General features: G+C 63.7%; 16 protein-coding genes. 15 read left to right on the forward strand and 1 reads right to left on the reverse strand.

All coding sequences use genetic code 11. From position 1 onward, the window contains the following. The first annotated feature begins 10 nt into the window (after window positions 1-10). From prmC to ACETK3_RS01485, 3 genes are read left to right on the forward strand one after another with little or no spacing between them, the layout of a single operon-like run. Entirely contained in the window at window positions 11-910 is a 900-nt protein-coding gene (gene prmC, locus ACETK3_RS01475) for a peptide chain release factor N(5)-glutamine methyltransferase (RefSeq protein WP_236798784.1), read from the forward strand. Then, complete coding sequence (locus tag ACETK3_RS01480; RefSeq protein ID WP_236798782.1) at window positions 907-1719, forward strand: L-threonylcarbamoyladenylate synthase; 813 nt, start codon at window positions 907-909, stop codon at window positions 1717-1719. Before prmC ends, ACETK3_RS01480 begins: the two co-directional genes overlap by 4 nt. Continuing rightward, window positions 1719-2483, forward strand: a complete 765-nt coding sequence (locus ACETK3_RS01485) for a WecB/TagA/CpsF family glycosyltransferase (protein ID WP_236798779.1) — start codon at window positions 1719-1721, stop codon at window positions 2481-2483. Before ACETK3_RS01480 ends, ACETK3_RS01485 begins: the two co-directional genes overlap by 1 nt. Here the strand turns inward: ACETK3_RS01485 and ACETK3_RS01490 are convergent. Continuing rightward, window positions 2480-3376 (reverse strand): glycosyltransferase, encoded by an 897-nt coding sequence (locus ACETK3_RS01490; protein WP_236798778.1) that lies wholly within the window; start codon window positions 3374-3376, stop codon window positions 2480-2482. The genes ACETK3_RS01485 and ACETK3_RS01490 overlap by 4 nt on opposite strands. Before the next feature lie 288 nt (window positions 3377-3664). Between ACETK3_RS01490 and ACETK3_RS01495 the strand changes: the two genes are divergently transcribed. The 12 genes from ACETK3_RS01495 (at window position 3665) to ACETK3_RS01550 (ending at window position 13292) form a co-directional block, all read left to right on the forward strand. Then, entirely contained in the window at window positions 3665-4777 is a 1113-nt protein-coding gene (locus ACETK3_RS01495; RefSeq protein WP_236798776.1) for an MraY family glycosyltransferase, read from the forward strand. Between the two features lie 111 nt (window positions 4778-4888). Next, window positions 4889-5371 carry a hypothetical protein gene (locus tag ACETK3_RS01500; protein ID WP_236798774.1) on the forward strand — a complete coding sequence of 161 codons (483 nt, stop codon included), beginning with the start codon at window positions 4889-4891 and terminating at the stop codon, window positions 5369-5371. After that, a complete protein-coding gene (locus ACETK3_RS01505) occupies window positions 5364-5702 on the forward strand; it encodes an AtpZ/AtpI family protein (RefSeq protein ID WP_236798772.1) in 339 nt (112 codons plus the stop codon). The genes ACETK3_RS01500 and ACETK3_RS01505 overlap by 8 nt, the downstream gene beginning before the upstream one ends. An 81-nt stretch (window positions 5703-5783) precedes the next feature. Continuing rightward, a complete protein-coding gene (atpB, locus tag ACETK3_RS01510) occupies window positions 5784-6584 on the forward strand; it encodes a F0F1 ATP synthase subunit A (RefSeq protein ID WP_236798771.1) in 801 nt (266 codons plus the stop codon). Between the two features lie 111 nt (window positions 6585-6695). Next, a complete protein-coding gene (gene atpE, locus ACETK3_RS01515) occupies window positions 6696-6914 on the forward strand; it encodes an ATP synthase F0 subunit C (RefSeq protein WP_003804776.1) in 219 nt (72 codons plus the stop codon). A 54-nt stretch (window positions 6915-6968) separates the two neighbouring features. After that, complete coding sequence (locus tag ACETK3_RS01520; protein ID WP_142133430.1) at window positions 6969-7520, forward strand: F0F1 ATP synthase subunit B; 552 nt, start codon at window positions 6969-6971, stop codon at window positions 7518-7520. Then, window positions 7520-8347, forward strand: a complete 828-nt coding sequence (locus tag ACETK3_RS01525; RefSeq protein ID WP_236798769.1) for a F0F1 ATP synthase subunit delta — start codon at window positions 7520-7522, stop codon at window positions 8345-8347. The genes ACETK3_RS01520 and ACETK3_RS01525 overlap by 1 nt, the downstream gene beginning before the upstream one ends. A gap of 78 nt (window positions 8348-8425) precedes the next feature. Further along, a complete protein-coding gene (gene atpA / locus ACETK3_RS01530) occupies window positions 8426-10063 on the forward strand; it encodes a F0F1 ATP synthase subunit alpha (protein WP_018768403.1) in 1638 nt (545 codons plus the stop codon). 72 nt (window positions 10064-10135) lie between these two features. After that, a complete protein-coding gene (locus tag ACETK3_RS01535; RefSeq protein ID WP_236798768.1) occupies window positions 10136-11026 on the forward strand; it encodes a F0F1 ATP synthase subunit gamma in 891 nt (296 codons plus the stop codon). An 83-nt stretch (window positions 11027-11109) separates the two neighbouring features. Then, on the forward strand, window positions 11110-12564 hold the full coding sequence (atpD, locus tag ACETK3_RS01540) for a F0F1 ATP synthase subunit beta (RefSeq protein ID WP_236798766.1): 1455 nt from the start codon (window positions 11110-11112) through the stop codon (window positions 12562-12564). 1 nt (window position 12565) lies between these two features. After that, the gene (locus tag ACETK3_RS01545) at window positions 12566-12850 is read left to right on the forward strand and encodes a F0F1 ATP synthase subunit epsilon (protein ID WP_018760117.1); all 285 of its coding nucleotides are present in this window, start codon (window positions 12566-12568) and stop codon (window positions 12848-12850) included. 10 nt (window positions 12851-12860) lie between these two features. Further along, window positions 12861-13292, forward strand: a complete 432-nt coding sequence (locus ACETK3_RS01550; protein WP_236798765.1) for a DUF2550 domain-containing protein — start codon at window positions 12861-12863, stop codon at window positions 13290-13292. Window positions 13293-13296: the final 4 nt, after the last annotated feature.

Here is a 13296-nt window from a genome sequence, read left to right on the forward strand (position 1 = left end):
GAACTACGCCATGATCGAGCCCACCTCAGCGGCGCCGTCCCAGACCCTGGCCGCGGCGGTCCGGGAGGCCGCTGCGCTCCTGGCGGAAGCCGGTGTGCCGAGCCCCCGGGCCGATGCTGAACTCCTGGCCGACCACCTCCTCAACGTAGGGCTGGGGCGACTGCGCTCTTTGATGCTGGGTGACACTCCCGCACCGGAAGGCTATGCCGAACTCGTGGCCGAACGTGCCCGCCGCATCCCGCTGCAGCACATCACCGGGGTTGCGCATTTCCGCTACCTGGAACTGGCAGTGGGGCCCGGGGTGTTCATTCCGCGACCCGAGACGGAGTCCGTTGTCCAGCTGGCCATCGACCGCGTCAAGGGCATGCCGCATCCCCGGATCGTGGACCTGGGGACCGGCTCCGGTGCCATCGCCGGCTCCATTGCCCACGAGGTACCCGGCGCAGAGGTCCACGCCGTCGAATACAGCCCCTTCGCGCACGCCTGGGCGGCTAAGAACCTGGCGCCGCTGGGCGTGAACCTCATCCTGGGGGACCTGCGCGACGCTTTCGCCGAACTTGACGGAACTGCCGACGTCGTTGTTTCCAACCCCCCGTACATCCCCGCCGAAGCCATCCCCAACGAACCCGAAGTAGCCCTGCACGATCCTCCCGAGGCACTGTACGGCGGGGGAGCTGACGGCATGGAACTGCCGACGGCGGCCGCGGCCTCCGCTGCCCGGCTGCTGCGGCCCGGGGGGTACTTCGTCATGGAACACGCCGAAGTCCAGGCGGGCTGGATTGCCGCCATGCTTGCCAGGAGCGGAACCTGGACAGCCATCACCACGCACCTGGACCTGAACGGCAAGGAGCGCGCCACCAGTGCCGTGCTCGCGGACCAGTCCACACGGAATGAAAGAATGGGCCAGTGACCACAACTTATGACTGCACCATTGACGACGAGCGGGCCCGGGGCCTGGAACACGCGGAGCGTGCCATCAGCGAAAAGAAGTGCGTCGTGCTCCCCACGGACACGGTTTACGGCATCGGCGCGGACGCATTCTCACCGCAGGCCGTCACGATGCTGCTGGTATCGAAGGGACGCAGCCGCACCATGCCGCCGCCCGTCCTGATTCCGCGCATCAACGCCCTGGACGGCCTGGCCACCGAGGTGTCGGCGGACGCCCGGAAGCTCGCCGAGGCCTTCTGGCCCGGCGGCCTGACCCTCATCCTGCATGCGCAGCCGTCCCTGGACTGGGATCTTGGCGAAACCAAGGGCACCGTGGCGCTGCGGATGCCCGCCGACGACGTTGCCCTGGAACTGCTGACCCTGACCGGTCCGCTTGCCGTTTCCTCCGCCAACCGCACCGGCCAGGCCCCCGCCCAGACGGCCGCAGCGGCGCGCGAACAGCTTGCAGACTCGGTGGAGGTGTACCTTGAAGGCGGCGCCCGCCCGCTGGAAGGTGAGGCCGGCGTACCCTCAACCATCGTTGACGCCACAGGGCCCGTCCTGCGCGTGGTGCGCACCGGCGCCGTGAGCCTGGACCAGTTGCGGGAGCACGTCCCGGGCGTCCTTGGCCTGGGCGAGATCCCGATGGCTGAAGCGGAACCCGCACCGGAGCAGCAGGCCTCAGGGGATGCAACGGACGACGCCGGTCACGCACCTGCGGTGTCCGGCTCCTCCGCGGTGACGGCTACTGACGCAGAACCGACCACGCCGGCCGGGAACCAGCAGCCTTGATGGCCCTGGACCGCCAGCAGATCCCCGTCCTGGACGTCCACGCGACACCCCTGCGCGTTTCCGAGCTGGTCGAGGAGCTCAACCGGTTCATCGAAGACGGATCAACCCGAACCGTCCTGGGCCATAACCTGCACAGCGTCACGCTCACCTTGTCCGATGACGGCTTCCGCCGCTTATATGAAGAAAGCGACGTGGTGCTCCTGGACGGCGCCCCGGTGCTGTGGCTGTGGGGGAGGACCGGTAACGCCGAGGGCCCAGTGATGGATTACCGGCTGGGTTCCACCGACTGGCTGCCTGCCCTCCACGAGGTGCGCGGCCTGGAGCGGATTGCCGTGATCGGCGCAGGCGCGGAAGCGAACGCGGGCGCCGTCAGCAGGTTGAAGGACATCGTTCCCAGCGCCCATGTCGCCGGCTTCCCGGGGGAGGGCTGGGGACCTGCCCTTGAGGACGAGGTTGTGGCGTGGCTGCACCATGAGCAGCCCCAGTTGGTCCTGCTCGGACTCGGCATGCCACTCCAGGAGGAAGTCCTGCAGCGGCGGCTGCGCGACGTGCCACCTGCCGTCTACTGTGCCGTGGGCGGCGCCATCGAACAGTTGGCCGGTGTGCAGAAACTTGCTCCGCGCTGGCTGGGCAGGATGGGACTTGAGTGGGCATGGCGCCTGCTCCTGCATCCCCGCCGTGTTGCCTATCGCGTGCTGGGGGAGCCGTGGGTCCTGCTGTGGCTGCTGGTTGCCAGGCGGATGAAAAACCGGGGCAGGGCCTAGAACTTCTGGTCCTCCAGCGGAGCGAAGCCCTTGCCGCGAAGGCCGGTGCTGAACGAACGCGCCCAACCCAGGAAGCCCCGCAGGTCGCGACGCTGCAGGAAGTAGCCCAGGTAACCGCCGACGTCGGCCACGAACGATCGCACCCGGAAGTACCGGCGGATGAGGTAGCCCCGGTTCCGGTAGTAATAGAAGCGCTTGAAGGCGGAGTCTGGAACGATTACGTGCCAGCGGGCACCGTAGACATGCTGGGTTTCCGAGAAGGCATGCGGGTGCGTAATGGCGGTGGTGGTCACCGTGCCGAACCGTACCCCCGCCTTGCGGAGCCGGATGGTGAAATCCACCTCGTCGCCGCGGATGAACAGGCGCATGTCGGGCAGGCCGACTTTGAAGAACACGTCTGACCGGATCAGCGCGCCGTTGAAGAAGTGCCCGTCGTCGGGCAGAAAGCCGCGCTTTTCAACCTCCGCGCGGTCGTGCGTGACTTTGCCGTCAAGGCGGAAGAAAAAGGACAGCCGGTCGGGATTTCCGGGCGCTATCACCAAGGGGACCACCGCTTCCAGGTCGCGGGCCTCAGCCTCACGAAGCAGCGTGGCGAGGCATTCCGGATCGGCCGGCTCGGCGTCGTCGTCCATCATCCAGACCCAGCGCGCGCCGCTGGCCACCGCCTTGAGCGCAGCCAGCGCGAACCCGCCGGCGCCGCCCAGGTTGGCTTCGGAGCGGACATAGTCAACGTTGGGGTGCGCCGCCGCCACCTCCGCAGCCGGGGTGGTGCCGCTGTCCACCAGGCAAATGGTGTCCACGTGGCGGCTCTGGGCGTTGATCGACTCCAGCAGGACGGACAGTTCCTTGGGCCGGTCGAAAGTCACGGCGGCAACCGCAATGCGGGGGGTCATGGGGGTCCTTTCCGCATGGCTGCCAGGGAGTTCCCCACCTGTTGTGCGCCCGTGTGGCGCGGAGCCATGGTGCCGGTGGCACTAGTATCTTTGACTAGAGTCCACTGTAATACAGCCCTGTAAGGCGCTGCGCGTAAGTCTGGCGCACTGCCTGCTGCGCGCTCGGCGACGGAGAAGTTTCATTTATCGAAGAACAGATTCCCGGCCAATGAGCCCTTCCACCACGGACCGGCTGCCGGCACAGCTGAACGGCTTCGACACCATTACTCCCCAGACGGTGCCTGCCCCATGATCATGTACCTGCTTATGGGGCTGACGGCTGCCATCGTGTCCTACGCTGCCACGTGGGGCGCCCGGGTGGTGGGCCACAGGCTCGAGCTGCACCTTCCCATCCGCAGCCGGGACATGCACTCCATCCCCGTTTCCAGGCTGGGCGGTGTTGCGATCTTCCTGGGGATCATGGTGGCGCTGGTCGTGGCCAGCCAGTCTTTCTTCGTCAAAGACATCTACCGGAACAATTTCTCACCCTGGGGGGTCCTGGCCGGCGCAGCCGTTATCGTCCTGGTGGGCGTGGCGGACGACCTGCTGGACATCCGGTGGTGGGTCAAGCTGATCGGGCAAAGCGCAGCCGGCCTGACAGTGGCCCTCTTGGGGGTCCGAATGACCATCATCCCCTGGATTCCAGAGCCCATCTACCTGCAAAACGAAACGCTCCGGGTGGTGCTGACAGCGGGGCTGATCGTCACCACCATGAATGCCTTCAACTTCATCGACGGACTGGACGGCCTCGCCGCCGGGGTGGCCATTATCGGCGGCACGGCTTTCTTCTTCACCGCCTACTGGGTGCACCGTAATGCGGTGCTGCTGGACTACTCGGATCTGGCGACCCTCATCACGGCCGTGCTGGTAGGCGGCTGCCTGGGATTCCTGCCGCACAACTGGTTTCCGTCGAAGATCTTCATGGGTGATTCCGGCGCCATGCTGATCGGACTGCTCATGGCTTCGGCCGGTGTGGTGTCCACGGGGCAGATCTCCTCGGGCCTCTACGACCGCGCGAACGGCATCTCGACGGTGATCCCCATCCTGCTTCCGTTCGCCGTCCTGTTCCTTCCGCTGCTGGACCTGGGACTGGCCGTGGTGCGCCGGACGGCCCGTGGACGTTCCCCGTGGTCGGCGGACCGCGGCCACCTGCACCACAAGCTCCTGGACATCGGCTACTCCCACCGCACCGCCGTGATCCTGATGTACCTGTGGACGGCAGTGCTCTCCTTCGGTGGCCTGGCGTTCGCAATCTTCCCCTGGCAGATCGTGCTTGCGGTCGACATCTTTGCCACGCTGGTCATGGGACTGGTCACCGCGTGGCCCTACCTGGCGCGGGGAAACGGGGAAACCAGGGCGTAACGCCGGTTCTGAATTATTTCTATCTCGTGTAGAATTTAGGGGCAGCCCAAGCTGCCACTCCACCCCCTGCCTCCTGGCGTTTTGCCATGTGGTGCCGACGATTGGGATCGAATGACCTCCAACGCCGAGTCCGGACCTGCCTCCGGCAATGGTCCCGTTGGCGCCTCCGGTCCCACGCCTTCACTGTGGCTGAACCTGCTCAAGCGCAGTTCCATCGCCGCGGCGGCGGGACTTGTGCTGTGTGCCATCCCGGCCGCCCTCCTGAACGGGTTCACCGGCGCCGTGTCGAGCGTCCTCGGTGGCCTGCTGGTGATGCTGTTCTTTGGCATCAGCCTGCTGGTGGGGCATTTCGTGGGACGCCGCAACCCGTCGGGGGCGATCGGCATGTTCGTCGCCACCTACTTCATCAAGGTAGTGGGCTTTGCCGTGGTCCTGTTTGCCATCGGTGCTCCGGAATGGCTCCACGGCCGATGGTTCATCATCGGCGCGGTGGTTGCCGTCGTCCTTTGGCAGGCTGCAGAGATCCATGGCTTCAGCCGCGCCCGCCTCCAGATCTACAACGATCCAGAAGACAGCGGAGCAACCGATGAGTGACCCGAAGAAGTCCGCGGGCGCTGCCCACGGCAAACGTGGATCCAACAGCTCCGCGCCCGCTGCTTCCGACGCTTCCAACGATGGCGGCTACAACGCTGGAATGGCTGTATTCAGCTACATCATTGGCGGAATCATCGTCTGGAGTTTGATAGGGTGGGGACTGGATTATCTGTGGGGAACGCGCTGGATCGTGCTCGCAGGCGCTCTGCTTGGAGCCGTCGGAGGTTTCTACCTTTCCCACATGCACGGCCTCACCAGTTCCCGCAAAAATGCTGATGAGCGCCATGCTTCCAGCGCACCGTCCCAGGACGGAGAAGATAATGCCAAATAATTTCACAGGGGGAACAGCAGGCTGTCAGGCTGCCGGACCCCGCCCAACGCCCAATGATGGACACTGCAGAGAGGAAACGCGTTGATCGCGCTTGCGCTCCCGGCCCAAGATTCAGGAGAGTTCACTCCTCCTGGTATTAACGAAATGCATTTGCCGGCAATCCTGCCGTGGGGTGCCGCAGAAGGATTCTCCAAGCAGATGCTGCTGGTCCTCCTCTCTGTCGTCTTTATCGCCGTCTTCTTCGTGCTGGCCGCACGCAAGCAGCAGCTGGTACCCGGCAAGCTCCAGTTCGCCGGCGAGGCCGCCTACGGCTTCGTCCGCAACGGCATTGCCAAGGACATCATCGGCGGCAGGGACTTCATCAAGTACGTCCCGCTGCTCTTCAGCCTGTTTTTCTTCATCCTGGTCAACAACATCTACGGTGCCATCCCGGTGTTCCAGCTCCCCACGTTCTCGCACGTGGGTGGAGCGTACGTGCTCGCCGGCCTGGTCTACATCACCTGGATCGCCATCGGCGTCAAGAAGAACGGCCTGCGCTACTTCAAGCTGGCCACCGTCCCCTCGGGGGTACCGTGGTACATCCTGCCGATCGTCATCCCCATTGAGATCATCTCCAACTTCGTCGTCCGGCCGGTCACCCACAGCCTCCGTCTGTTCGCCACGATGCTCGCAGGCCACCTCATCGTGATGATCGCCGGCTCCGGCATCGAGTACCTGATCATGCAGGAGAACGTCCTGCTGAAGGGCACCTCGGTCCTGGTCCTCGCCGGTGCCATCGCCATGTACATGCTCGAGGCCCTGATCATGGTCCTGCAGGCCTACGTCTTCACGCTGCTGACCGCGATTTACATCGAAGGCGCGCTGCACGCCGACAGCCACTAGGCACCCCGCCGGGGGAGCCATGCTCCGCCGGCACACCACAGTCTTCCCCTCGCGGGGATGAAGCAACCCAAACAACCTGCCGCACAAAGCGGCATCTTGAAAGGAAAAAAAATGGAAGGCTCCATCAACGGCTCCCTCAACCTCATCGGCTATGGCCTCTCGGCTATCGGCGGTGGTATCGGTGTGGGTCTCGTGTTCGCTGCCTACATCAACGGCGTCGCACGCCAGCCGGAAGCCCAGCGCGTCCTGCAGCCGATCGCATTCCTTGGCCTGGCGCTGACCGAAGCACTCGCCATCCTGGGCCTGGTCTTCGCTTTCGTTCTCAAGTAAACCTTCAGAACCTCAGCGAACATTCAGAACCGAGTAGATAAGGACGGGTGAAATATGCATCAGCTGATCATCTCAGCCGCCGCTGAAGGCGACGTCAACCCCCTTGTTCCCAATGCCTGGGAAATGCTGGTTGTCTTCGTGGGCTTTGCCATCCTCTTCTTCATCGTGGTCAAGTATGTTGTCCCGATGTTCGAGAAGACCTTTGCAGAGCGTGCCGAGGCCATTGAAGGCGGCATCGCCAAGGCTGAAAAGGCCCAGGCTGAGGCGTCTGCTGCACTCGAAGAGTACAAGCAGCAGCTGACCGACGCCCGCACCGAAGCCAACCGCATCCGTGAGGAAGCCCGCGCCGAAGGTGCCCAGATCCTCGCGGATCTCAAGGAGAAGGCGGCAGCAGAGTCTGCCCGCATCACGGCACAGGCTCACGCGCAGATCGAATCCGAGCGCCAGGCGGCCGTTGTGTCCCTGCGCTCTGAGGTTGGCACCCTGGCCACCACCCTTGCCGGCCGCATCGTGGGCGAGTCCCTCGACGACGACGCACGCGCAGCGCGGGTAGTGGACCGCTTCCTGGCAGATCTGGAGTCCCAGAACGCAGGTGCAGCAAAGTAATGGCAGGCGTATCGAGCGAATCGCTGGCAACAGCGCTGGCAGAGTTGGAAGCAAAGCTTCCGACTGCGTCGCTGCAGCTGGCAAAGGAACTCTTCGGAATTCTGGGAATGGTGGACAGCTCGGCTGGCTTGCGCCGCGCCCTGACTGACCCGTCCCGCAACGGTGACGAAAAGTCGGCGCTGGTCAAGCAGCTGGTTGGCGGAAAAGTCTCCGCTGATGCTGCAGACATCGCAGGCGGACTGGCCAGCCTACGCTGGGCCAACGCACGTGATATCGGCGATGCACTCGAGACTCTTGCCGCAACGGTGGTCATTTCCGTTGCTGAAAACAAGTCGGCCGTTTCTGCCTCCGGAATCACTGGCCTGGAAGAGCTGGAGAACGACCTGTTCTCCTTCAACCAGGCTGTTGCCTCCAGCCACGAGGTACAACGTGCTCTGTCCGAACCACAGGCCAGCAGTGCAGCCAAGGTTGCACTCGCGGAGAAGCTTGTGCCAGGTGCCAGTGAGGAAGCGAAAGTCCTCATTGCCCAGGCTGTGACCCAGCCCCGCGGTATCAAGCCCACCCGGTTGGTGCAGCGGTTCGCTGAATTGGCAGCCAAGCGGCAGCAGCGCTGGATTGCAACGGTCAGCGTAACCCGTCCTTTGACGCAGACACAGCTTGCCCGCTTGCAGGCTGGCCTGAATGCCATGTACGGGCGGGAACTGAAGGTCAACCTCAATGTTGACCCGGCACTCATTGGCGGCATCCGCGTCCAGGTTGGTGACGAAGTGCTTGACGCTTCGGTCCTCACCAAGCTGGGTGAGCTGCAGCGCCAGCTGGCCGGCTAGCCGGACAAGCACAATACAACTGATAGAAACCCCGGTCACCGCTTGCGGTGATCACAAACAGGAGAGCAGGGACTGCAGATGGCCGAATTGACCATCAACGCCGACGACGTCCGTAATGCGCTGAACGAGTTCGCGGCGTCCTACGAACCCGGGAACGCAGAGCGCGTAGAGGTCGGCCGCGTAACCACCGCTAGTGACGGCATCGCCCGTGTTGAGGGTCTTCCCTCGGTCATGGCGAACGAGCTGCTGCGCTTTGAGGACGGCACCCTGGGCCTGGCCCAGAACCTTGACGTCCGCGAAATCGGCGTCATCATCCTCGGCGACTTCACCGGCATCGAAGAAGGCCAGGAAGTCCACCGGACCGGGCAGGTTCTGTCCGTGCCCGTGGGCGATGCCTTCCTTGGCCGCGTTGTCGACCCGCTGGGCGTGCCCATCGACGACCTCGGCGAGATCAAGGCCGAGACCACCCGCGCACTGGAGCTTCAGGCCCCGGGCGTAACCCAGCGCAAGTCGGTCCACGAGCCGATGCAGACCGGCCTCAAGGCCATTGACGCGATGATCCCGATCGGCCGCGGCCAGCGCCAGCTGATCATTGGCGACCGCCAGACCGGCAAGTCCGCCATTGCCATCGACACCATCATCAACCAGAAGGCCAACTGGGCCTCCGGTGACGTGACCAAGCAGGTCCGCTGCATCTACGTTGCCATCGGCCAGAAGGCGTCCACCATCGCCGCCATCCGCCAGACCCTCGAGGACAACGGCGCATTGGAGTACACCACCATCGTGGCTTCTCCCGCCTCTGACCCCGCTGGCTTCAAGTACCTGGCACCGTACGCCGGCTCGGCCATCGGCCAGCACTGGATGTACGGCGGCAAGCACGTCCTCATCGTGTTCGATGACCTGTCCAAGCAGGCCGAAGCCTACCGCGCCGTGTCGCTGCTGCTGCGCCGCCCGCCGGGACGCGAGGCTTACCCGGGCGACGTCTTCTACCTGCACTCCCGCCTGCTGGAGCGTTGTGCCAAGCTCTCCGACGAGCTCGGCGCCGGCTCCATGACCGGACTGCCGCTGATCGAGACCAAGGCGAACGACGTGTCCGCCTACATCCCGACCAACGTCATCTCCATCACGGACGGCCAGATCTTCCTGCAGTCCGACCTCTTCAACGCCAACCAGCGCCCCGCTGTTGACGTGGGTGTCTCGGTGTCCCGCGTTGGCGGTGCCGCTCAGGTGAAGTCCATGAAGAAGGTCTCCGGTACCTTGAAGCTGGACCTGGCCCAGTACCGCGACATGCAGGCGTTCGCGATGTTCGCATCCGACCTGGATGCAGCGTCCCGCCAGCAGCTGACCCGTGGTGCCCGCCTGATGGAACTGCTCAAGCAGGGCCAGTACTCGCCGTTCCCGGTCGAGGACCAGGTCGTCTCCATCTGGGCCGGTACCAACGGCTACCTGGACGACGTTCCGGTCGAGGACATCAGCCGCTTCGAGTCTGAGTTCCTTGAGCACCTGCGCCACAAGTCCTCGATCCTCACCACGCTGGCCCAGACCAACGTGCTGGACGATGACACCGTTGCAGCCTTGAAGTCCTCGATTGTGGACTTCAAGAAGGGCTTCTTCGGCGAGGGCGACAACCTGCTGGTCGGTGCCGGGCATGAAGAGCATGCCCCCATCGACGAGGCCCAGGTTGACCAGGAAAAAATCGTCAGGCAGAAGCGCTAGTTCCACTGGCCGAGTGTGCCGGGCCCACGGGTCCGGCACACCCGGTTCACGGAACGCTAGGAAAGGATAAGTATGGGAGCCCAGATCCGGGTCTACCGCCAGAAGATCAGCTCGACCACGTCGATGCGCAAGATCTTCAAGGCGATGGAACTGATCGCTACCTCGCGCATCGGCAAGGCCCGTGCACGTGTAGCAGCTTCACTGCCTTACGCGAACGCGATCACACGCGCCGTTTCTGCTGTCGCCAGCCAGAGCGAGATCGACCACCCGCTGACCACTGAGCCCGAGCAGATCCGCCGTGCCGCCGTCCTGGTAATCACCTCGGACCGCGGCCTTGCCGGCTCCTACTCGGCCAGCGTCCTCAAGCAGGCGGAAGGTCTCATCGAGCTTCTTCACGAAGAGGGCAAGGAAGTCAAGACCTACGTCGTCGGACGCAAGGCACAGGCCTACTTCGATTTCCGGAACCGCGAGTATGCGCGGGTCTGGACCGGAGGGACCGATGCGCCTGAGTTCGCCACGGCACGCGAGATCGGCGAAGCACTGCTGTCGGAATTCGCAACTGAGTTCGAAGAGGGCGGCGTGGAGGAGATCCACGTTGTTTACACCCGCTTCAAGTCCATGGTCACCCAGGAGCCGACGGTCATCCGCCTGCTGCCGCTGGAGGTCGTGGAAGAGCAGGCCGAATCTGAGTCTGACCTTCTGCCGCTGTACGAGTTCGAGCCGGAAGCGGAGCGGGTCCTTGACGCCCTCCTGCCGCGCTACATCGAATCCCGTATCTTCGCGGCCATGTTGCAGGCAGCAGCCTCCGAGCTCGCCGCGCGCCAGCGGGCGATGAAGTCCGCGGGCGACAACGCAACAGACCTGATCAAGAAGTACACGCGTCTGCGCAACACGGCCCGCCAGGCTGAAATCACGCAGGAACTCTCCGAGATTGTTGCCGGTGCCGACGCCCTCGCGTCCTAGCCTCCACTGCCTCGGTTCCCGCGGAACCTGCACCACCACAGATACACTTAACCCCACGCCATCTACTGAATGAAGTGAGAGAGATGACTGCCACTGCTACCGAACACGTAGCCGCAACGTCCGGTGCATCCGGCCGTATTGCGCGCGTAATCGGCCCGGTTGTCGACGTCGAATTTCCGGCTGACGCAATCCCGTCCATTTACAACGCTCTGACAACCGAGATCACCCTCAACGGTGTCACCAAGACCATCACGTTCGAGACCTCCCAGCACCTGGGTGACAACCTCGTTCGCGCCATCTCCCTCCAGGCCACCGACGGACTCGTCCGCGGCACGTCCGTGGTGGACACTGGTGCCCCCATCTCCGTTCCCGTCGGTGACGGCGTCAAGGGCCACATCTTCAACGTCCTGGGACAGCCCCTGGACGTTGCCGAGTCAGAGTTGGAAATCACCGAGCGCTGGCCCATCCACCGCAAGGCTCCCAGCTTCGCTTCGCTCGAAGGTTCCACCGAGATGCTGGAGACCGGCATCAAGGTCATCGACCTCCTCACCCCGTACATCAAGGGTGGAAAGATCGGCCTCTTCGGTGGCGCCGGCGTGGGCAAGACCGTGCTGATCCAGGAAATGATCACCCGTGTTGCGCGCAACTTCGGTGGTACGTCGGTATTCGCCGGTGTTGGCGAGCGTACCCGTGAGGGCAACGACCTCTGGGTTGAAATGGAAGAGGCAGGCGTCCTCAAGGACACCGCCCTTGTGTTCGGCCAGATGGATGAGCCGCCGGGAACGCGCCTGCGCGTGGCCCTGTCCGCGCTGACCATGGCGGAGTACTTCCGCGATGTGCAGAACCAGGACGTGCTGCTCTTCATCGACAACATCTTCCGCTTCACCCAGGCAGGTTCCGAGGTTTCCACCCTCCTCGGCCGCATGCCTTCGGCCGTGGGTTACCAGCCCAACCTTGCGGATGAGATGGGCCTCCTGCAGGAGCGCATCACCTCCACCAAGGGCCACTCGATCACCTCGATGCAGGCCATCTACGTTCCCGCGGATGACTACACCGACCCGGCACCGGCCACCACCTTCGCGCACCTCGATGCGACCACGGAACTCTCCCGTGAAATCGCCTCCCGTGGTCTGTACCCGGCCGTGGACCCGCTGACGTCCACCTCCCGAATCCTGGACCCCCAGTACATCGGCAAGGACCACTACAACACGGCCGTCCGTGTTAAGCAGATCCTGCAGAAGAACAAGGAACTCCAGGACATCATCGCCATCCTCGGTGTCGATGAGCTCTCCGAGGAAGACAAGATCGTCGTGTCGCGTGCACGCCGCATCCAGCAGTTCCTCTCGCAGAACACCTACACCGCCAAGCAGTTCACCGGTGTTGAAGGCTCCACGGTCTCCATCAAGGACACCGTTGAAGGCTTCGCGGCGATCTGCGACGGTGAACTCGACCACATCGCGGAGCAGGCGTTCTTCAACGTCGGTGGCCTTGATGACGTCGAGCGCCAGTGGGCCAAGATCCAGGAACAGACCAAGTAATATGGCTGAGCTTGAGGTTGAGATTGTCGCAGCGGACCACTTCGTGTGGTCCGGAGCGGCCAAGATGGTCAAGGCCCGCACCAGCGATGGTGAAATCGGAATCCTGCCCGGCCACTCGCCCCTGCTGGCGATCCTGGCCGAGGGTGAACTGGCAATCCAGCCGGTGTCCGGAGACCGTATTGCGGTGGACGTCGACGGCGGGTTCTTCTCCGTCGACAACAACCGCGTGGTGATCGTTGCTGACAACGCCCAGTTGGGCGGCTCGGCTACCGCTGGGATCCGCTAGCACGACCTTGATGGACGCACCGGGTATTACGTTCATCGCACTGGCAGTCGTGTTCGGATTGCTTATTTTTGCACTGTGCCTTTCGGGGGTGCGCCGCTTCAACCTGCGGCGTGCCCTCGGCACGGTGGACGCCTCCATTTGCGTAGCTGGAAACAGCTGGCAGATGGGGGTTTGTCGTTATCAGGACAACGACCTTGAATGGTTCAAGCTCATCTCGTTGAGTGTCCGCCCCAAGTACACGTTCAAACGCAGCTCCCTTGAGCTGCTCGGCCGCCGGAAGCCTACTGAAGCGGAGGCGGTGAAGGTACAGCCGGACGTGGTGATCGTCGAACTTCGCTACGAGGGGCAGGACCTGCACCTGGCCATGAAGTTCGACGCCTATACCGGACTGTCATCCTGGCTGGAAGCAGGTCCTGTCATTGGCGTGGGGACCTGGCGCTAGCCAA

The organism is Arthrobacter sp. E44, assembly GCF_041877125.1.
Classification (GTDB): Bacteria; Actinomycetota; Actinomycetes; order Actinomycetales; family Micrococcaceae; genus Arthrobacter.

Bases quoted from the DNA above. Each gene is read 5' to 3' on its own strand.
- prmC (WP_236798784.1), top strand. From the start codon at position 11: ATGATCGAGCCCACCTCAGCGGCGCCGTCCCAGACCCTGGCCGCGGCG.
- ACETK3_RS01485 (WP_236798779.1), top strand. From the start codon at position 1,719: ATGGCCCTGGACCGCCAGCAGATCCCCGTCCTGGACGTCCACGCGACA.
- ACETK3_RS01490 (WP_236798778.1), bottom strand. From the start codon at position 3,376: ATGACCCCCCGCATTGCGGTTGCCGCCGTGACTTTCGACCGGCCCAAG.
- ACETK3_RS01495 (WP_236798776.1), top strand. From the start codon at position 3,665: ATGATCATGTACCTGCTTATGGGGCTGACGGCTGCCATCGTGTCCTAC.
- ACETK3_RS01500 (WP_236798774.1), top strand. From the start codon at position 4,889: ATGACCTCCAACGCCGAGTCCGGACCTGCCTCCGGCAATGGTCCCGTT.
- ACETK3_RS01505 (WP_236798772.1), top strand. From the start codon at position 5,364: ATGAGTGACCCGAAGAAGTCCGCGGGCGCTGCCCACGGCAAACGTGGA.
- atpE (WP_003804776.1), top strand. From the start codon at position 6,696: ATGGAAGGCTCCATCAACGGCTCCCTCAACCTCATCGGCTATGGCCTC.
- ACETK3_RS01520 (WP_142133430.1), top strand. From the start codon at position 6,969: ATGCATCAGCTGATCATCTCAGCCGCCGCTGAAGGCGACGTCAACCCC.
- ACETK3_RS01525 (WP_236798769.1), top strand. From the start codon at position 7,520: ATGGCAGGCGTATCGAGCGAATCGCTGGCAACAGCGCTGGCAGAGTTG.
- atpA (WP_018768403.1), top strand. From the start codon at position 8,426: ATGGCCGAATTGACCATCAACGCCGACGACGTCCGTAATGCGCTGAAC.
- ACETK3_RS01535 (WP_236798768.1), top strand. From the start codon at position 10,136: ATGGGAGCCCAGATCCGGGTCTACCGCCAGAAGATCAGCTCGACCACG.
- atpD (WP_236798766.1), top strand. From the start codon at position 11,110: ATGACTGCCACTGCTACCGAACACGTAGCCGCAACGTCCGGTGCATCC.
- ACETK3_RS01545 (WP_018760117.1), top strand. From the start codon at position 12,566: ATGGCTGAGCTTGAGGTTGAGATTGTCGCAGCGGACCACTTCGTGTGG.
- ACETK3_RS01550 (WP_236798765.1), top strand. From the start codon at position 12,861: ATGGACGCACCGGGTATTACGTTCATCGCACTGGCAGTCGTGTTCGGA.